Raw genomic sequence first — 20,109 nt, forward strand, 5'->3', positions numbered from 1 at the left:
AAGGAGTCAAACCAATGAAATCGCTCAAGTCAAATTTAATTGTTCTAGGTAGTGTCGGATTGCTGTTTTTGGGAGCTTGCAGTCAAGGCGAGCAAGCAACCGATCCAAATAGCACTCCAGCATCCCCTCCTGTCGCCTCTCAACCTGCGTCTTCTACTCCCGCCACTGCTCCTGAAACAGCAACTCAAGGGGGGCAAGTGGTGGAGTCTGGAGCTTACCATTTAGAGTTTGTACCTAAAAAAGAAGCTACCGGAACTCATTTAGATCTTTATTTGCAAAAAGGGGATAAAAAGGAACCAGTTCCTAATGCGAAAGTGACGGCTCAAGTGCAGTTGCCGAATGGAAATCAGCAAACTCTAGCCCTCAAATACGATGCTGAGGGCAAACATTACGCTGTAGTGTTTCCCGGCAAAGATGCAGGAACTTATCCCGTGAAAATGACTGCGGATATTAACGGAGAAAAAGTTGACGGTCGTTTTACCTTCAATCAATAGATGGCTGATTGATTAATGCAGTCTTAATCATTTAAATTGTCAAAAATTTGAATCAATTAGTTCAAATTGCAATTTGAAATCTACCATTGGCAATTCAAACTGCCTCCGGCATTTCCACTAATCTGCTAGTTTCAAGGCGCTTCTGCGTTATTGGCAGCGAAATTATAAATTCCGTACCTTCTCCAAGTCCCGAAAGGCACTCCAAGCAGCCACAGTGCTTTTCTCGAACAATTTGGCTGCTAATTGATAACCCTAAACCCGTTCCTTTACCGGCGGGTTTTGTGGTAAAAAAGTGATTAAATATTTTATCTTTGACTTCTTCAGTCATGCCAGGGCCGTTGTCGGAAATGCGGATGATTGCCCGATCGCCTTCCGCCACTTCTGTGCTAATCTGAATGCTAGGAATGCTTCTCTGGCTATTCAAAACAGGCGAATTAGAAGTGTCTCGCAAAACATCAATGGCATTACTGATAATGTTCATGAATACCTGATTTAGTTGCCCTGCATAACATTCAACCAGCGGTAAATCGCCGTACTCTTTAATCAGTTGAATATCTGGGCTTTTGCCATTTGCTTTCAGTCGGTGCTGGAGAATTAGCAGGGTACTGTCGATTCCTTCGTGAATGGAAGCAAAACTCATACCGTCTGTGTCTAAACGCGAAAAATTGCGCATCGACGAAATAATCACGCAGATTCTGTCAGTTCCTACCTTCATTGAACAAAGGAGTTTTGGCAAGTCTTCCCTTAAAAAATTGAGTTCTACTTTCTCAATTTCTTCTTGGATTTCTGCTACTGGATTGGGATAATATTTGTCATATAAATTGACTAGCCGCAATAAATCTTCAACATAATTGCGGGCGTAGGCGATATTTGCACCAATAAAGTTGATTGGATTGTTAATTTCGTGGGCAATTCCTGCTGTCAGTTCTCCCAAAGCTGATAATTTTTCGGTATGTACTAATTGAGCTTGGGTTTCCTGGAGTTGTTGCAAAGCTAGTTCTAGTTCTTGGGCTTTTTCTCTCAGTTGAAACTCAGATTGTAGCAGCGCTCTTTTGGCTGCTTTCCGCTCTAAAATTTCTTTACTTAAAGAAGCATTTGCTCTAGAAAGTTTGGCTGTTCTTGCTTTCACTCGCTGTTCTAATACTTCTGCTAGTTCAGCAAGTGCTGCCTCCGCTTTACGGCGTTCTGCAATCTCATTTTCTAATGCTAAGTTGGCGGCTTCTAGCTTTGCAGGACTGGGAAGTGCCAGTGCAAAAGGCATCAATGTTAATAGCAACAAAACTGAACTTCCGGCTACGAAAGCTGTAATGGCTTTCATGAACTCTGACACTAAAGATTCAGGAAACCAAACATACCATGTTTCTATGACGTGGATTGTGCCGCAGGTGACGAAGAAAGCTCCAAATACCAGGAACATCCACTGAAAGGGGATATCTCGCCCTTTGTAAAGGGCATAAACTAGCATTGTGGGAATTGCATAATAGGAAACTACGATGATAATTTGCAGCCAGTTCCAACTAGGTATTTCCGAGTTGACTAAAACCGAAGTAATTGCTAAGCCAAGCATAAAACTCCTTGATGGTAATCGGGTCAAATTTTCCGAATTATACTCGATTAGATCGATGCACCATTTATTGCGATCGCACTTTATTTCCTATTTCGTTGCCTGTGTTTTTTTGAATGGGAAAAAGACGCGACCTGCCAGACTTTGGAAGTAGATGCCACCGACAGTACCTAAAAACACTAAATAAGCGATCGCCTGCACGACATAGAGCTTATCCGTGTAGCCAAACAACGCACTCAACAACAAACCGGGAAACTTTTCTTCGGGAAGTAGTTTCGAGGTATTCCACACCATCGGCCCGAGAATGCAAGAGTGTACTTTGGCAAATCTTTCGTAATAGAAACACAGTGCGGCTGACTCGCGATTTGCTTGCGATAAAATATTCACCGCGCTGTCAAACAATCCCAAAGTAGATACCACTAAACCCGCTACAATGAAGAGCAATAAAATGCCCATATATTTGAAAAACAGGCGGATATTAATTTTTATTCCCCATTTAAACAGCAGGACACCAATTCCGGTGGCTGAGAGAATGCCCGCCAAAGCACCAATCGCTGGCATAATCCCTTGTTGAAACTTGGCAACGACAAACAAAACGGTTTCAAATCCTTCGCGTAAAACGGCAATCAAAACTAAACTAAATACGCCCCAGCCGGCATGAGAATTTTGCGTTAAGGCAGCACTTACGGCGCCTTCGACTTCGGCTTTCATAAATCGCGCTTGCTTGGTCATCCAAATCAGCATCCAGCTCAGCATTGCGATTGCTAAAACCCCAAAGGTTGCCTCTAGCAGCGACTCCATAATTGGTGCAAAAGGCTGATTGGATGCGGACAAAATTTGCATAGTCCAGCCGAACAATACACCTATCAAAGCACTGGCGATAAGTCCTACAGCAACACCGCCGAAAACCCAAGGACTTAAATAACTTTGCCCTGATTTTTTGAGGCAAGCTAGAACAATTCCGACAACTAATGCGGCTTCTACTCCCTCGCGGAGGGTGATTACAAATGTGGGTAATGCTTCGCTAAAATTCATCTTTTTCTGGTGGAATGCAAGTGGTTAATGAGAAAGGTAATTGGCAGATTATTTACCAATTACCGCTCTTGATGAGAGTTAATTTTTTAGGAGGCTGGTTTGAGAACTTTTTGGCTGTCGCTTTCGATCGTTTTAATTAGCTGGCTGACTTGTTCGGTGGTTTTTACGGGGGCTGCAGGCGCGATCGCAGTAGGCCAATTTTCCTTAAGCTCAGTCATGTTGGCAACAATTGCTTTGTCGGTTTCCGGGCTAGTTTTAGCCACTTGATCCGCAATATCTTTGTACAGCATTTCCGCGTACCTGACGAAACCCCGCGAATCTTGGTATTCAATAATTGCGGAAATTTTGCCGTTAGCAACTGCCGCTCCGTATTCGGAATTAGCTGTATCCAGCAAGCCGTTAATCACTTGCAGCACGAATTTCGGATCTTTTCGTTGCGCTTCGGGAAGAGCGGCAATTGCTCCATCTACAGCTTGCATCGATGTGGTAAATTCCGCATTCACTTGCGCCGGATCTTTTGCACCTGCTTTAACTAAATCCTGCAATTTAATTAAAGTAGCTTTAAATTCAGGAATTTTACGCTCGTTTAGCTGATCTTCCACATCAGCATAAATTTCTTCGACTGGATGCCCGATGTGCGGTTCTGCTTGGTCGGGTTTGCCTTGATCCAAGAGTTCTTGGGCTACGAAAAGATGCCCTTTCATCAAGCCGAGTTTAGTCATGTAGTCTACATCTTTGGCTTCGCCTGTGAGTACGATATCCTCAATAGTTACCAAGTCTTTGATTTGGTCGAATTGGGCTTGAGTAATGACATTTTTTGAAACCAATTCTTCGACTTTTCCGTAAGGGCGGCTGGCTTGAATTTTGTTAGAAAGTGCCGGTATTCCTAACTTGGCTTCGAGTTTATCTAACTCCGAAAGAATGGCAGTATTGATGTTAATGCCGGGCTTTCCTCCGTGATTCCCGCTGTGACCGCTTGTGGATGCGGGACTGGCTGTAGCAGCGGGTGAGGGTGTGCTGTCGGTGTTGCTGGCTGTGGGGGAAACGCAACCAGCCAGAGCAACGAGGATGGCTGTAGCAGTGACTGTAGGTAATAAACGAAAAGTTGATAACATGGCAGTTGCTAATTTTTACGTTATGTGCATTTGAACTCGCAAGTTATTAATAAATATTCTCAATTACTGGCGAGCTATTCATTTTACCTATTTGCGATCGAGCTTGTCAAATAATTTCATACTTTCTTAATTTGAATCGGCGCCCCCTCGCCCGCGATTTGGGTTAAGCAATGACTTCAAATACACCCATGCAGCCAGCTTCGGCGATCGCATCTTGATGGGGATGAAACATATATTTTCCGTCGTAGCCGTAGGTAAATTCTAAGATATGTCTTTCAGCTACTCCCATAGTGATGACATCAGTTCTTTCACTGGGAGTTAAAGTCATTCCCGTGCGATATACGTCAAAAAAGTTGGCGTGCAAGTGGAAGGTTACTGCTGCTTCGTACTCGATTAGGTTGAGAACGTAGAGCCGAATTAGCTGATTTTTATAGATTGAAATAGGGTTGTTCATGTAATAATTTGGCAACCCGTTAAAAGCGTAAAGTTCGTTCTTTTCGTCATCGTTTACGTCATATCCCCCCATGATTAACATGATTTCATCGGCGGGAGGACGGGGTTTTGGCGGATCGATGATGAACATACCATAAAGTCCTTTACCGACATGGCGAGTTACAGGAGCAATATGGCAGTGATATAGATGCACTCCGTAGGGATTGGCATCGAATTCATAAATAAATACCGAACCGTTTTTCACTGGTTTAACGCCATCCATTTCGCTGGTATGAACGCCGTGAAAGTGCAGCGAATGAGAATGTCCGGCTTTGTTATAAAAAATGACGCGGATGCGATCGCCCTCTGTTGCCCTCAATGTCGGCCCCGGCACGCGATTGTTCACGTTCCAGGTGTTGAAAGTGACGGCGCTATTAAGTTGGACGATCGAAGTATTAGCTTCCAGGCGAAATTCCCGAACCGTGCGCCCGTTTTCGCGCGTCACCGTGCCGTAATCAAAATCCCGCGCAATTTGCATCGGGTTGATATTGCTGACGGTGGGTGCATCTGCGGGCATGGGCGGTATTCTCGCGACTGATGTCGGTTTGCGAGTCAAGTGTTGAAATGCGATCGCGCCCCCCGCTACCCCAGCCCCAGCTATTCCTAGCTGTAGCAGTTGGCGGCGACTCCAGCGCCCAGCCTTTTTAATGGCGGGACGATCGGATAAATCTGTCATAGTTATTGATAATTATTCTCAAAAGTTCGCTCGTGGTTGATTATAAGACATTACCAGCTTGTTGTCAATTATTGTCAACTGTTATCTTTTTCTGCGAAGCCAATCGATTTTAGATTTTAGATTTTAGATTTTAGATTTATTCCCGTCAGTCAGCCTGCGCGTCGGAATGAATCCGGGGGCTTGCGATCCAATTAGTTTCCGTCATAAAATTTCATGCTGATTTCATCTCAGTATGCGAGCTTAGATGTTGGGGTAGATGCTGCCGATCGTTAACAATCTATAAGGATTTACCGCTATAAATTAGAGTTATGAGAATTTTGCTAGTTGAAGATGAGCCAGATTTAGGGAAAGCGATCGATCGCACTTTAAAGCAGGAAAAATATATAGTTGATTGGGCTTTGGATGGCAGTGAAGCTTGGGAATATTTAGACAGTCACTGGACGCAATATAACCTGGCTATTTTTGACTGGTTGCTACCAGGATTGTCAGGATTGGAACTGCTGCAGAGATTGCGTGCTAAAAATAGCGTCCTGCCCGTCTTGATGCTAACAGCAAAAGACCGAATGGAAGATAAAGTTGCGGGACTAGATGCCGGGGCTGACGATTATTTAGTTAAACCGTTTGGGATGGCGGAACTGTTAGCAAGATTGCGGGCTTTGCAAAGGCGATCGCCCCAAATTCAACCGCAACAGCTACAGGTAGGAAATCTGGTTTTGGACTGCGGAACTCGAACTGTGCGCCATCTCGATCGAAGTGGCAACAGCCAGATAATTTCTCTAACAAACAAAGAGTTTCAACTGCTAGAATACTTTATGAAACATCCCAACCAAATTATCACCACTGACCAAATTCGGAATCAGCTATGGGAGGCGAGCGCAGATACCTTTAGCAATGTGGTAGCAGCTCAAGTACGCTTGCTGCGGCGCAAACTTGAGTCGGTGGGCGGCGCGAATTTAATTGAAACCGTTCACGGCGTCGGATACCGGATGAGAAATTAAAGTAGGGCGGGCTCTCCGGTCGCCCCCACAATAAAATTTAATTTTTGTGGAACAGGCAAGATGCCTGTTCTTAACAGTTATACGATTAAGGCTAACTGGCACAAAGAAAGGTATGTAGTTGCGCTTCAGCGCTCTTTCCTAAGCTAAGAGCGCTTAGCCGTGTCAAGGTGAGTAACGAGCCTACTAAGTTTCAGCGTTTTGATTCTGAGTCCAAGCTCCCCCAAGCAATTTTCCTTGATTGAAGTCTCAAAAATCGGAACGTGAAATAGGAGTTTTCGGCTTTTTGTGTGGTTCAGATTTAACACGCAAGACAGGGCTAGCTAAGAGCGCTGAAGCGCAACTACATACCTAAAATTGTACCCTTATTTGTAACAGTTTGCCTTAGTCCTAAATTATATAAAATCTAAGTTTAAATGAATCAAAATAAACTATTTAACCGAACTCGCTGGCAATTAGCCATTTCCTATGCGGCTGTAATGGGTTTGATTTTGAGCTTGCTGGGATTTGGCGTATATAAGGCGATCGCCCACGCTCACTGGATCGCCATAGACCGCGAATTAGAATCGGTAGCAGGGACGCTACACGACAGCCTCGAAATCAAATTGCAGCAGCCAGGACGCCTAGAACCAATAGTCAATGAACTTTTGCCCAACCTCCGCATAATTGGAGCTAACGGCATTAAAGAACAGTTGCCAGATCGCCATATTTTAAGCGCTATCAACCAAAGCTATTATTATATCCGTTTATTTGATTATTCGGGTAAATTAATTGCGACCGCAGGCGCTTATCCAGAAGAATTACCCCCTGAATTTAACTCTTATTACTGGCAAACAATAACTGACACCAAAGGCAATGTTTATCACCAAATTTCTGTAGCGCTACACACCCAAACACAGCAAGATTGGGGATATTTTCAAGTTGGTCGGAGCCTGCAAGACTTCAATAATTATCTCAATACAGTGAAATTGGTTTTGAAATTAGGATTGCCTACAGCATTGATTTTGATAGGCTTTGCTAGTTGGTTATTGGCTGGACTGGCGATGAAACCGATTTATTCTTCCTACGGACAAATCCAACAGTTTACAGCGGATGCTGCTCACGAATTGCGGACGCCTTTAGCGGCTTCGCAGGCGACAGTAGAATCAGCGCTGTTGACGCCTCAATTGGATGAAAAAGAAGCGCGGGAAATTTTGCGGACGATCGATCGCCAAAACCGACGGCTGACTCAGTTAGTGGCTGATTTGCTGCTGCTGGCTCGCATGGATAATCAAGCGATAGGCGATCGCCCTCAATTGTGTTGTTTGAATGACCTGGTTAGCGATTTAGTCGAGGAATTGGCAGCAATGGCGATCGCTTCTAAGGTAACGCTAACATCCTCCGTCCGGGTGCAGCAGCAATTAAATGTTGTCGGCAATTCCGACCAACTTTACCGTTTGGTTGCTAATTTAATTGTTAATGCCATTCAATACACTCCGGCTGGGGGAAAAGTAACAGTTATTTTAGATTGCAGCCACCAGGAGGCGATCGTTCAGGTTCAAGATACCGGTATTGGGATAGCGGCGGCAGATTTAGAGCGAATATTCGATCGATTCTACCGAGTCAACAGCGATCGATCGCGCCATACCGGCGGTTCGGGACTGGGATTGGCGATCGCCCAAACCATAGCCCGAGCACACCGCGGCAGCCTCAGCGCCCGCAGCGAATTGGGGCAAGGCGCTACTTTCCTGCTGCGGTTGCCTTTGTGAGCTACTATGTGAGGGAAACCGAATCATCTTTTTGGGGTAATCCCTTTTGCAAAAAGTAGCGCGATCGCCCAAAATCATTAAATAGCTAAGTAGGTAAGGAAAAAAAACATAGTATCTTGTAGGGGCGGGTTTAGCTAAGAATTTATCATACAAGCGAGAAGATGAGTGCACTCACCCGCCCTCCCCATCTAATGTTTATTTGTAACTACCTACTTATCAGCAATTAGCAGTCATCAGAGAGAAAAATTATGACAGTTTTAGAACAGGGAACAATCTCAATCCATACCGAAAATATTTTCCCGATTATCAAGAAGTCGCTATACACCGACCACGAAGTCTTCTTGCGGGAACTAATTTCTAACGGCGTCGATGCCATTGCCAAACTCAAAATGGTTTCCCGTTCCGGCGAATACAGCGGCGACATGGGCGAACCGCAAATCAACATAGCGATCGACAAAGAAAACAAAACCCTCTCAATTTCCGATAACGGCATCGGCATGACCGCCGACGAGGTAAAAAAATACATCAACCAAGTCGCTTTCTCCAGCGCAGAAGAATTTATTCAAAAATACCAAGGCAGCGGCGACGACGCAATCATCGGTCACTTCGGCCTCGGTTTCTACTCTTCTTTCATGGTGGCGAAGAAAGTAGAGATTGATACTCTTTCTTACCAAGAAGGCTCCCAAGCAGTACACTGGTCTTGTGACGGTTCTCCCGCTTTTGAACTATCAGAATCTTCCCGCACGGAACGCGGCACTACTATTACTCTCACTCTCCAAGATGAAGAACAAGAATATGTAGAACCCAGTCGGATTAAGCAGTTAATCAAAACTTACTGCGATTTCATGCCCGTTCCCATCAAATTTGAAGGAGAGGAACTCAACAAGCACAAAGCAATTTGGCGGGAATCTGCCAGCAATTTGCAAAAAGAAGATTACTTAGAACTGTACCGCTACCTTTACCCGTTCCAAGACGAGCCGCTGCTGTGGGTACACCTGAATACAGATTATCCTTTTATTGTCAACGGGATTCTTTACTTTCCAAAACTGCGCCCGGATGTCGATGTTACCCAAGGCAATATTAAGCTATTCTGCAACCAGGTTTTTGTCAGCGACCACTGCGAAGAAATTATCCCTAAATTCTTGATGCCGCTGCGGGGAGTCATTGACAGTACCGACATTCCGCTGAACGTTTCTCGCAGTTCTTTGCAAAGCAATCGGACTGTGCGTAGAATCGCTGATTATATTGCGAAAAAAGTGGGCGATCGCCTGAAAGAACTCTACCGCGACGATCGCGACGAATACATCCGCTGCTGGCAAGATATCGGCACTTTTGTCAAGTTTGGAACTCTCAACGATGACAAGTTCAAAAAGCAAGTCGAAGATATTTTAATCTACCGCAGCACCTACGAACCAACAGCCGAGAAGCCAGAAACTGTGACGCCTGAAGTGCAGGTGCAAACAGAGGAAGGAGATTTGTGGCAAGATGTCACTCCGAAGTCGGAAAATTCTAGTTCCACGCAGCCTTACACGACTCTAAAAGAGTATTTGGAACGCAATCAAAAACGCCACGAAAATCGCGTGTTTTATTGTACCGACCCGGCGTCTCAAGCAACTTACGTTGCTATGCACAAAAGCCAAGGTTTAGAAGTGTTGTTTATGGATTCTTTCATCGACACGCACTTTATCAGCTTCTTGGAAAGAGAATACTCAGATGTCAAATTCTCGCGGGTTGATTCCGACATCGACGAAACGCTAATTGACAAAGAGAAAGAAGCGGAAATTGTCGATCCGGCGACGAATAAAACTCGCAGCGAACAAGTTAAAGAAATGTTCCAAAAAGCTCTCAATAAGCCGAAAGTGAACATTCGCACAGAAGCTTTGAAGTCTGACTCTGCGGAGGCGACGCCACCTGCGATCGTACTTTTGCCGGAAGCTTTGCGCCGGATGCGCGACATGACTGCTCTTTTGCAGCAGCAAGCGGCCGAATTCCCCGAAGAACACGTTTTGCTGGTGAATACGTCTCACCCGCTGATTCAAAATTTGGCTAGTTTGAGTCAGGGTGCGATTATTCAAGGCGGCGGGGAGTCTCCTTCGGCCGAGTTGGCGAGTATGATTTGTCACCACGTTTACGACTTGGCTTTGATGGCCCAGAAGGGTTTCGATGCTGAAGGGATGAAGGATTTTGTCGAGCGATCGAATCAAGTGTTGACAAAATTGACTCAACGTGCAATGTAATTCCCCCCCCAACCCCCCCTTGGTAAGGGGGGGAGCAAGAGTTTATTTCTATTGGTAAAGGGATAAGTCAAGCCTTCTTCCTTCTTGCTTCTTCCTTCTTCCTTCTTCCTTCGGGTATAATGAAATGCTGCACGCAAAAAACGGTAATCTGGAGGGCAATATGTCGCGGAAATGTCAGCTAACGGGGAAGAAGGCTAATAACGGTTTTGCAGTTTCTCACTCGCACCACCGCACTCACAAATTGCAAGACGCAAATTTGCAGTGGAAGCGGGTTTGGTGGCCGCAGGAGAAGCGCTGGGTAAGATTGCACCTTTCTACAAAGGCAATTAAAACCTTGCAACACAAGGGTTTGGAAATTATGGCGAAGGAAGCTGGAATTAATCTTTACAAGCTTTAAAAAACTTGGCTAAATTAAAATGAGGGCGATCGCACACTTGAAAGTGCGATCGCCCTTACTTTTAGAGAAAAACCTTTACTAGAGCAATTTTCGGCATTTCAGTAAATAAGTAGTCATCTGACCTTTGCCTTTAACTTCGATCGCGCCGCGGTTTTCAAAGGAATACTTTTCTCGCAATTGCTGATAAGTTGTCTCTGTTACCTGAATGCACCCCGGCTTGCCGTGGGATTCCATGCGGGAAGCGGTGTTAACCGTGTCTCCCCACAAATCGTAAATAAATTTTTTAATGCCGATAACTCCGGCGACAACCGGGCCGCTGTTGATGCCGATTCTGATGCTGAAAGCTTGGCTGTGGGTATTGCTGAACTCAGTAATTGCCTGCTGCATATCTAAAGCCATTTCTGCGATCGCTTCTGCGTGATCCGGGCGAGGAACTGGCAGCCCTCCAACTACCATGTAAGCGTCGCCAATCGTCTTAATTTTTTCCAAACCGTGCCTTTCTGCTAGGTTGTCAAATGTCGAAAAGATATCATTTAGCATGGCTACTAATTGCCTTGGAGAAACTAGGGAACTGAGTTGAGTAAAGCCTACTATGTCCGCAAATAAGACAGTAACATCAGCAAAAGTGTCTGCGATCGTACTGTCTCCCCGCTTCAACCGATTTGCTATTTCTTCAGGCAAAATATTCAACAGTAAACGTTCTGATTGTTCCTGTTGAACTCGCAGTGCATTTAAAGTATCATTGAGAGCATTAGTTCGTTCTTTCACTCTAAATTCTAACTCTTCATTGAGTTTGTAAAGCGCCATTTCAGCTCGCCTGCGCTCTGTAATATCCGTACCGATTCCCAGCATTCCTGCGAATTTTCCGGTCGCGTCAAACAGCGGTTTATTTGCCCACGATACCCAAAGCAGCTCGCCGCTGCGCCGCATACTTTCATTTTCATTTCGCGTGTATTGTTCTGGGTTTTGCAAAATATCTCTCAACTTTGCTCCCAAGTCATTTCCTTTTGTATCTACCTCGGGAATAATTGTTCCCACTGCGTGTTTGCCAATTATCTCTTTTTCGTCGTAACCGAAAAATTTCTGTGCAAATTCGTTAAAAAAAGTAATATTTCCTTCCGTATCTATTTTTAAAATAATGCTGTTAGCATTTTCGACTAATTCCCGATACTTAATTTCGCTTTGCCGCAGCGAATCCTCTGCTGAGGCGCGTTCGGCTACAGTGGCAGCCAACAGCAGCGATGTAACTACAATTACGCTCATAAAAGCCTGCAAAAACAAGATAGCCTCATTAATATTGTCCGCTTTGGCAATAAAGGGGCCACCTCCCTGAGAACCGCCCCAAATTGCGATACTGGATACAATGAAAGATGCTAAAACAGCCCCGCCCTGGCCGAATTGAATGGTTGCCCAAATTACTAAGGGAAATGGTAAGTATTCGAGGGGATAATGGGAGAGATCGCCTTCACTTTTTGAGTTGTATACTAGCCAACTGACTGTTACTAATAACAGCAGGCATATTCCGGCACTGATGCGATTTACAAGAGTTTTAGAACCTGGACTTTGTGAAGTGCTTGGTACTTGTTTTTGGTTGTATATAATCAACAGCAGGGGAGTAAAAATTAAAACTCCTAATGTATCTCCGAGATACCAATTCCAGCGAATTTGCCAATATTGGCTCCAGTCAACTAAACCAGTTACACAGAGCCGCAGCGTGCCGAGAGTGCAGTTGATTTGAGTGGCAACTAGAGCACCGCAAAAGACTAAATTGACTACATCGATCAGCCGATCGAGTGAGGATCGAAACTTGAGCTGTTGCAGCAAAGTAAATGCGCACACAGCTTGTAAACAAGCGCAAAAGGCACTAATTGCTGCAAGTGTTAAAGACACATTAAGGTTAATAGTTTCGTAAAAAAATACGCCTAAAGCTATGCCCGGCCAAAAGCGCTGACCAAATAATAAAATTGCAGCTTGTGCAATTCCTGCGGGCGGCCAGACGCAGGTAGCTAATTTATTTACGCCGGGGATTGAAACTGCTATTTTTGCTCCCAAAGCGTAAGCAAAAGCAATGGCAGCTACTTTTGCTAAGTATTGCCAATTTCTAGGTTGAGTAAATCGCAGAAACAGATTTTTGTTTTGGTTCATACTGAGTTTTATATTTTTAACTAACTATAGCAACCGCACCCGAGAATTAGGAGATTATTAATTTCTAAAACATGAGTTCTTATATTCCTTCTTCATTGTTCCTTATGCTATAACTTGATACCTCTAAGAAAATAAGTGTTCATCTCACCTTGGCTTTTGACTTCAATTCTGCCGCGACTTTGCAATAAATACTTGTCTTGCAATCGCTCATAAGTTGTCGCTGTTACCTAAATGCACCCAGGCGTGCCGTCATAGTTCATGCGGTAAGCAGTGTTAACGGTGTCTTTCCACTAATCGTAAAGAAATTTTTTAAGGCTGATTACTCCAGCGACAACCGGGCTGCTGTGGATGCCTATTCTGATGCTAAAATTTTGATGGTGGCTATTTCTGAATTCAGCAATAGCCTGCTGCATATCGAGGGCGATTGGTGCGATCGCCACTGCATGGAATCGAAGAAAATGATTTAGGTTCAGATTTATATCGAGTTTTAAGTTTTTCGGGATTTCACATCTTGTCTTTAAAGTTCATAGCAGAAGGATGAAGAAAGAGGGAAGCTAATGTAGGGTGCGCAGTGCGCACCTTACCTATACGTTGCGCGCTAATGTAGGGCGATGCACTCCGCACCTTACCAATTATCAAGCCTTATTTGATGGCGGCATCAATCCACTGTTTCAAAGTAGAATTGACTTCATCAATGAGAATTTCATGTGATTGGTGAGTTGCTCTTTCCACGACTTCAACTTTGCCTGCTTTCAGCGAACGACCGGGAACAATCCGATAGGGAATGCCGATTAAATCAGCATCTTTGAATTTAACTCCGGCTCGTTCGTCGCGGTCATCTAGCAAGGTTTCAATCCCAGATTGGTTGAGTTCTGCGTAGAGTTTTTCGGCGACTTCTACTTGTTGGGCGTCGGAAATATTGGGGATGCTAATGATGGCGTGATACGGGGCGATCGCCACCGGCCAAATTATCCCGTCTTTGTCGTAGGATTGTTCTACGGCAGATTGAGCTAGCCGCGACACGCCGACACCGTAGCAGCCCATCACAAAGGGCATTTCTTCGCCTTGTTCGCTGGTGTAGGTGGCGCCCATTGCTAGGGAGTATTTGGTTCCTAATTGGAAGATATGGCCGACTTCGATGCCTCTGGCACTTTGCAAGGTTTGTTCGGGGTTGTGCACGGCCCGATCGCCTTTTTTGGCTGTTCTGACACCTACAACCGTTGCTGGTAGCGGAAATTCTTTATCCCAATTAGCCCCGACAACGTGATATCCTGACTCGTTTGAACCGGTGACAAAGTTTGTCAGGTCAACTGCAGTGCGATCGACTAAACGCAAAAACTTAGAGTTTACCTCCTTGCTCCCAGCGATATAATCATCAGCAACATCGGGAGCCATATAACCGAGAGGTAAAGATTTAGCAGCCCATTTCCGCTGAGCTTCCGCATCCGGAACAGTCAAAAATAAAACAGTTTTAGCTTGATAATTGCCCGCTAACTTCGTCAATTCATTGAGCAACTTTACCTGATTCACATCTTGGTCGCCGCGAATGCTTACCAATACCAAGACTGTGATGCCACTGTCGTAAACAGCTTGGTAAAGCACATTTTTGACAACTTGCGTCGGAGAACATTTCAAAAATTTGCAAAGTTTATCAATTGTTTCAGTTCCCGGCGTTTCCCGCTTTTCAAAAGTTGCAAATGGCGACGGTTCGGCATCAGCAGGCATCGATACAGCCTTTTCCACATTAGCTGCATACTGACCGTCTTCAGTATAGAGAACTTCATCCTCGCCCGCTTCTGCCAGCACCATAAACTCTTGAGAACCAGAGCCGCCAATTGCTCCCGAATCAGCATCTACTGCTCGGAATTGCAAGCCCGAGCGGCGCAGCATATTGCTATAAGCTTGAGCCATATCCTGATAAGTTTTTTTCAGGCTTTCTTCGTTAGTGTGAAAAGAATAGCCATCTTTCATAATGAATTCGCGACCGCGCATCAACCCGAAACGCGGGCGAATTTCATCGCGAAACTTAGTTTGAATTTGATATAGATGTACAGGCAATTGCCGATAAGAACGAATCATATCTTTAGCAATTGTAGTAATCACTTCTTCGTGAGTAGGGCCCAGTCCCAATTCTCGCTGCTGCCTGTCTGTCATTGAAAACATAATACCTTCAGCTTGAGTATAGGTGTCCCAGCGGCCGGATTCCCGCCACAAATCGGCCGGTTGCAATTGCGGGAGGAGACATTCTTGAGCGCCGGTAGCGTCCATTTCTTCGCGCACAATTTGAGATACTTTTTTGAGAACTCGCCACATTAAAGGTAGATAAGCGTAAAGGCCGCTGCCGATGCGCCGGATGTATCCGGCACGGAGTAATAGTTTGTGGCTGGGAATTTCTGCTTCTGCCGGGTCTTCGCGCAGGGTAACAAAAAGCATTTGAGAGAGTCGCATGGCTGATTTCCTTAAAATACCGGATGATTGTAATTTTAGATCAACTTCTGATATTATCAGACGTGAGGCGGATTTGATTAAATATATGAATAAAATTTGGCAAAACTACCAAAAAGGAATGGCAGTATTTGATAATTGTCACTCTCCAACTGTGCAATCTCAGTGGCTTGCCTTAAAAGACGAAATAGGAGAATTTGTTCGAGAACCTAATTCAAGCGAAATTTGGGATATTGTTCATGCTGCTGGTCGATTGCTTTACAAAATAATCGGAATTCCCTTATATTTACTGGCCTATCCTACTGTTCGCAAACACAGTCAACGTTTCGAGGAGTACGGCTGTATTCGCAGCATTCGCAACTGTGAGGGAAAATGCTGCGGCAAAAATTCGTAGCCTAGGCTGCGGCGCACTCGATATCATGTTTGTTGAATAGCCTGCAATTAGAGTTAGAAACCCTCGATCGCACGCGAACGATAGTGCAGATCGATCGCTCGGAATTACTAGCTCGTTTTGAGCTTAAAAATCAAACATAATCCTAACTAGGTAGCGCACTATACGATATTTAGGGTGAAGTGCCTCGCACTTTACTACTGTAGATAATTGGTGGCATCGCCCCCCGCCTCAAACTTGCAGCTTTTATGCGAACTCTGCTGCTACCAGTCGCATAAAAACTAATTTCTGACTTTAGACGGATTTATTTTTTAGCTTCCACAGGCATAATAAGTAGCAAGGATGAGATCACTATAGAACTGATTTACTACTCATCCCAATTTCACTAATAAGGGCTTCCGTAAGATTAAGCCAGACCCAAAAAAAACACCATCTAAACATTACAAAATCCCCTATGAATAAATTTGGGGTCAAGTTTCGCTATGCCGAGTTAGGCATAAAACTGTAGGAGGTAATTTATGTTTGAAAGCGAGTTATTAATTTCGCAGTACAGTCCCAAATTCAATATTGCCCAAATGCCAGTAGAAATAGATGCGACATTTGACCACCCCGATATCGGAGGGCTGATGTTTTTAAGCCCGCAGTTTTTCGTTGCATTAATCGCCGGAGTCATTATGGCTTTCGGCTTCCAATTCCTGTTAACAAATTTCTCGATCGCCGCCAAAATCTCAAATTGGGACGAGGCTTTACCCGACGATGACGATGATGATGAGTCCCAGAATTTAGGAACTAAAATTCGTAAGACTGAAGGTCTAGTCGGGGGTTGGATTTTAGTCACAGTTAACCTGGCTTTATTTTTGGCTTGTTTTCTGGCAGTCAAACTAACTTCAATTGCCTCGGTAGACGGAGCGGCAATTATTGGTGTAGTCATTTGGTCGGCGTACTTTTTAACGCTGGTGTGGCTCGGTTCTAGCGCCGTCGGTTCTATGATAGGTTCCTTGATAAAAACTGCTTTTTCAGGCGTTCAAGGCGTCATGGGTACTGCTGGTGCAGCGATCGGCGGCAAGATGGCCAGCGACCAAATGGTCAACACTGTAGAGGCATCTGTTGCCGCAGTCCGCCGCGAATTGAGTTCGGCGGTAGACCCGGATAGCATTCGCGAAACACTGCAAGATTATGTGGGTTCTTTGCAGTTACCGAAACTAGATGTTAAGGAAATTCGCGGTCAATTTGAAAAGTTGCTGGGCGATGCAGATATCAAATCTCTTGCGGGAAGCGACGTTCTGAAGAATGTTAACCGTCAGACTTTTGTGGATTTGGTGAAAAGTCGCACAGACTTTTCTCAAGAGGAAATAAATCAAATTGCTGACCAACTCGAAGGCGTTTGGAAGCAAACTTTCGGCAAGCAGCAAGAGCAGAAAGACCCAAATTTAGAGTTGGTTAATTTTCTCAAGTTTGCGGCTCCTGATTTGCTGAAGTCTGACGAACTCAACGCCAAGCTGTCTCAAATTCTGGAAAGTAGGGAAAACAAATCGGAATCCACCAGCGGCATGAAGCGAGCGATGCAGTTGGGTGTGGAAGCTCTTGTGGGCACTGTTTTGTCGCGGACGGATTTGTCTGATTTGGATGTTGAAAAAATCTCTGGTCAGTTGCAGCAACTGACAGCCAAAGGGACGGAACAAGCTAAATCTTTGGCTTCTAAGGCGGGCGAAAAAGTGCCTGCGCTGCCTTTCAATACAGCTAAGGCTGATGTGGAAAACTACTTGCTGAATGCCCAACCTTGGCATCTCAACCGGGAGACAATCAAGCAGGAATTTAGGGATGTTATTTACGACCCGGAAGCTTCTCCGGGGGCAGTTTTGCGCCAGTTAGAGCTGTTTAATCCCGATTATTTTGTAGGGATTCTCAGCCGCCGCGAGGGCTTTGCTCCGGAACAGGTGACGGAAATTGCCGAACAGCTTGAAGGTGTCCGCCAAGAAGTGTTGGAAATTGTGCAAGCTGCTGCTGGTGAAGAACAGTCTCAAGATTTGCGCAGCCGGATTGAAAATTATTTGCGATCGACCGGCAAGGAGGAATTGAATCCTGAAGGTATCGAGCGGGATTTCCAAGCGCTTTTGGAAGATCGGGATGCTGGTTTTGAGGCTTTGCGCGATCGCCTCTCCCAGTTTAACCGCGATACTTTGGTGCAGTTGCTCGGTCAGCGGGAAGATTTCAGTCCAGAGGAAGCCGATCAGTTAATCGGCCGACTCGAAAGTTCGCGCGATCGCGTGATTTCTAGAGCTCAAGAATTGCAAGAGCAAGCGAAGTCGAAAGCGCAAGAATTGCGGCAAAAGGTAGAAGACTATCTCCGCAATACTAATAAGGAAGAACTCAATCCTGAAGCGATCGAGCGCGAGTTTCAAACGCTGTTAAACGACCCGGAAGCCGGATTTAAAGCGCTGAGAGAACGCTTGTCTCAATTCGACCGCGATACGCTGGTGCAGTTGCTGTCACAGCGCCAAGACCTCAGCGAAGAACAGATAAATCAGGCGATCGACCGGATCGAATCTGTGCGCGACAACATTATCCACGCGCCGCAAATAGTGGCAGATAGAGCTAAGCAACAGTACGAGGAAGTTACTGCAAAAATTGGCGAATACCTGCGGAATACCAACTTGGAAGAACTCGATCCAGAAGGCATCAATCGAGATTTGACCAAATTGTTTGAAAATCCGAAAGAGGGTACTTTAGCACTTCGGGAAAGACTTTCTCAGGTCGATCGCGAAACTTTAGTCAAGTTGCTGTCGCAGCGGGAAGATTTGAGCGAAGAACAGATAAATCGGACGATCGATCGCGTGCAAGATTCGATTCGCAGCATCGTGAAATCGCCCCGCCGCTTGGCATCTCGCGCTCAAAAAACAGTCCGGGATTTCCAAGGAAGTTTGGAAAATTACTTGCGGAATACGGACAAGGAAGAACTCAATCCTGATAGCATCAAACGCGACTTGCAGTTGCTGTTTAGCGAGCCGGGAATGGGGATGCAAAGTTTGGGCGATCGCCTGAAGCACTTCGATCGATCGACTCTGGTAGCATTGCTGTCGCAGCGGGAAGACATCTCGGAAGAGGAAGCTAACAGAATTGCCGACCAAATTGAATCTGTCCGCAACCAAATTGTGGAACAAGTTCAAATCGTTCAGGACAAGTTTCAGTCAGCAATTGACGGTATTTTCGCGAAAATTCGGGATTACCTCAATTCGCTCGATCGACCAGAGCTCAACTACGAAGGCATCAGGCGGGACTTGCGCAAAGTGTTTGATGACCCGCAGGCAGGATTTGACGCGATTAAAGAGCGTTTAGGTGAGTTCGATCGCGGTACTTTAGTTGCCCTGCTGAGTTCTCGTTCCGATATATCCGAGACTGACGCTCACCGAATTGTTGACCAAATGGAAGGAGCACGGGACAGCGTTTTATTGCGTTCGGAACGCCTGCAAAATGAAGCCAAAAAACGCATTAAACAGCTCAAGAACAAGACCAAGCAGCAAGCAGAAGATGCGCGCGAAGCCGCCGCAACTGCTGCTTGGTGGCTGTTTGGTACGGCTCTGACTTCTGTGGTTGTTTCCGCTTTGGCTGGAGCAATAGCAGTTGGCGGGATTTCGGGTTTGTTTAGCTAGATTTTCAACGAGTTTGAAATAAAATTCTCCTGATTCTAGGCTGGCTGTTTGCCAGCCTATTTTCTTGGGAATAATATCAGAGTCCTTCAGGATTCTATAGTTGGCGGAAACACTCTCGATAAATCGAGCGCCAAGTCGTGAAAATAAGGCAGATTAACAGACTCGTTGGGCAGAAAAATCAGCGTCCTGCGATAACCAAATTGGCCAGGGGCATTCTGATAGGGCTCGCTGTAACATTCCAAGCAAGTTTGTGATAAATTAAATATCCAATAGTTAGAGATTCCGGCTTCAGCATAAAGGGGGAGCTTAACCTGTTTGTCGTAACTCAAAGAAGAATCTGCAATCTCAATCAGCAACAGTATATCCCCTGGACAGGGGTGAGAGGATAGATAGTCGTCAGGGCGATTTTGTACGAGCGAAAAATCAGGTTCAGGTTCGCTGTTTGTCGGTAAAACGATGGGAGATTGACACTGTAAAGTTGCCCGCTCTGCTACTATGGCGCTTAATTCCCGCAATAATCTTCTCAGACAGGTTTCGTGAGCGGTACCTTTAGCTGCCATTTTCACAAGTTCTCCATTAATTAACTCAACTCGATCGTCTTCACCAAAAAACCCCAGTTCTGTCAGGCGGTGATATTCCGCTATGGTGAAGCGTTTTGCAGTTGCGATCGACATAACAGCCACCTCAATACAGGTCTGTTGCGATTATAGGCGATCGTCGATCGG

General features: G+C 45.2%; 14 protein-coding genes and 1 pseudogene. 7 read left to right on the forward strand and 8 right to left on the reverse strand.

Features of this window, described 5'->3' with window-relative positions; genetic code table 11:
• Nucleotides 1-14 precede the first annotated feature (14 nt).
• Nucleotides 15-494 (forward strand): hypothetical protein, encoded by a 480-nt coding sequence (locus E5S67_RS05290; protein ID WP_172186021.1) that lies wholly within the window; start codon nt 15-17, stop codon nt 492-494.
• A gap of 94 nt (nt 495-588) precedes the next feature.
• On the opposite strand, the gene E5S67_RS05295 is transcribed toward E5S67_RS05290, so the two are convergent.
• From E5S67_RS05295 to E5S67_RS05310, 4 genes are all read right to left on the reverse strand, one after another.
• Nucleotides 589-2,061 carry a sensor histidine kinase gene (locus E5S67_RS05295; protein WP_172186022.1) on the reverse strand — a complete coding sequence of 491 codons (1,473 nt, stop codon included), beginning with the start codon at nt 2,059-2,061 and terminating at the stop codon, nt 589-591.
• A gap of 87 nt (nt 2,062-2,148) precedes the next feature.
• Nucleotides 2,149-3,093 (reverse strand): FTR1 family iron permease, encoded by a 945-nt coding sequence (locus E5S67_RS05300; protein ID WP_172186023.1) that lies wholly within the window; start codon nt 3,091-3,093, stop codon nt 2,149-2,151.
• A gap of 86 nt (nt 3,094-3,179) precedes the next feature.
• On the reverse strand, nt 3,180-4,208 hold the full coding sequence (locus E5S67_RS05305; RefSeq protein WP_172186024.1) for a helix-hairpin-helix domain-containing protein: 1,029 nt from the start codon (nt 4,206-4,208) through the stop codon (nt 3,180-3,182).
• Nucleotides 4,209-4,371: 163 nt separating this feature from the next.
• The gene (locus E5S67_RS05310; protein ID WP_172186025.1) at nt 4,372-5,376 is read right to left on the reverse strand and encodes a multicopper oxidase domain-containing protein; all 1,005 of its coding nucleotides are present in this window, start codon (nt 5,374-5,376) and stop codon (nt 4,372-4,374) included.
• Nucleotides 5,377-5,684: 308 nt separating this feature from the next.
• On the opposite strand from E5S67_RS05310, the gene rppA reads away from it, so the two are divergent.
• From rppA to rpmB, 4 genes are all read left to right on the forward strand, one after another.
• Nucleotides 5,685-6,374, forward strand: a complete 690-nt coding sequence (gene rppA, locus E5S67_RS05315) for a two-component system response regulator RppA (protein WP_172186026.1) — start codon at nt 5,685-5,687, stop codon at nt 6,372-6,374.
• Between the two features lie 413 nt (nt 6,375-6,787).
• Nucleotides 6,788-8,119 carry a two-component system sensor histidine kinase RppB gene (gene rppB, locus E5S67_RS05320; protein ID WP_172186027.1) on the forward strand — a complete coding sequence of 444 codons (1,332 nt, stop codon included), beginning with the start codon at nt 6,788-6,790 and terminating at the stop codon, nt 8,117-8,119.
• 248 nt (nt 8,120-8,367) lie between these two features.
• On the forward strand, nt 8,368-10,356 hold the full coding sequence (htpG, locus tag E5S67_RS05325; protein WP_172186028.1) for a molecular chaperone HtpG: 1,989 nt from the start codon (nt 8,368-8,370) through the stop codon (nt 10,354-10,356).
• 160 nt (nt 10,357-10,516) lie between these two features.
• A complete protein-coding gene (gene rpmB, locus E5S67_RS05330) occupies nt 10,517-10,753 on the forward strand; it encodes a 50S ribosomal protein L28 (RefSeq protein WP_006634309.1) in 237 nt (78 codons plus the stop codon).
• Between the two features lie 78 nt (nt 10,754-10,831).
• Here rpmB and E5S67_RS05335 read toward each other — a convergent pair whose 3' ends face one another.
• From E5S67_RS05335 to proS, 3 genes and pseudogenes are all read right to left on the reverse strand, one after another.
• On the reverse strand, nt 10,832-12,898 hold the full coding sequence (locus E5S67_RS05335; protein WP_172186029.1) for an adenylate/guanylate cyclase domain-containing protein: 2,067 nt from the start codon (nt 12,896-12,898) through the stop codon (nt 10,832-10,834).
• A 107-nt stretch (nt 12,899-13,005) separates the two neighbouring features.
• A pseudogene (locus E5S67_RS05340) lies at nt 13,006-13,344 on the reverse strand (adenylate/guanylate cyclase domain-containing protein); the annotation flags it as partial.
• Between the two features lie 196 nt (nt 13,345-13,540).
• Entirely contained in the window at nt 13,541-15,346 is a 1,806-nt protein-coding gene (proS, locus tag E5S67_RS05345) for a proline--tRNA ligase (RefSeq protein ID WP_172186030.1), read from the reverse strand.
• Here proS and E5S67_RS05350 point away from each other — a divergent pair.
• A complete protein-coding gene (locus E5S67_RS05350) occupies nt 15,345-15,737 on the forward strand; it encodes a hypothetical protein (RefSeq protein ID WP_246276633.1) in 393 nt (130 codons plus the stop codon). The two genes, proS and E5S67_RS05350, sit on opposite strands and share 2 nt — an antisense overlap.
• Nucleotides 15,738-16,252: 515 nt before the next feature.
• Nucleotides 16,253-19,384, forward strand: a complete 3,132-nt coding sequence (locus tag E5S67_RS05355) for an MFS transporter (RefSeq protein WP_172186031.1) — start codon at nt 16,253-16,255, stop codon at nt 19,382-19,384.
• A gap of 86 nt (nt 19,385-19,470) precedes the next feature.
• Here the strand turns inward: E5S67_RS05355 and E5S67_RS05360 are convergent, their stop codons facing one another.
• Nucleotides 19,471-20,058 carry a Uma2 family endonuclease gene (locus E5S67_RS05360; RefSeq protein ID WP_172186032.1) on the reverse strand — a complete coding sequence of 196 codons (588 nt, stop codon included), beginning with the start codon at nt 20,056-20,058 and terminating at the stop codon, nt 19,471-19,473.
• Nucleotides 20,059-20,109: the final 51 nt, after the last annotated feature.

This window comes from Microcoleus asticus IPMA8, from assembly GCF_013179805.1.
Taxonomy (GTDB): domain Bacteria; phylum Cyanobacteriota; class Cyanobacteriia; order Cyanobacteriales; family Microcoleaceae; genus Microcoleus; species Microcoleus asticus.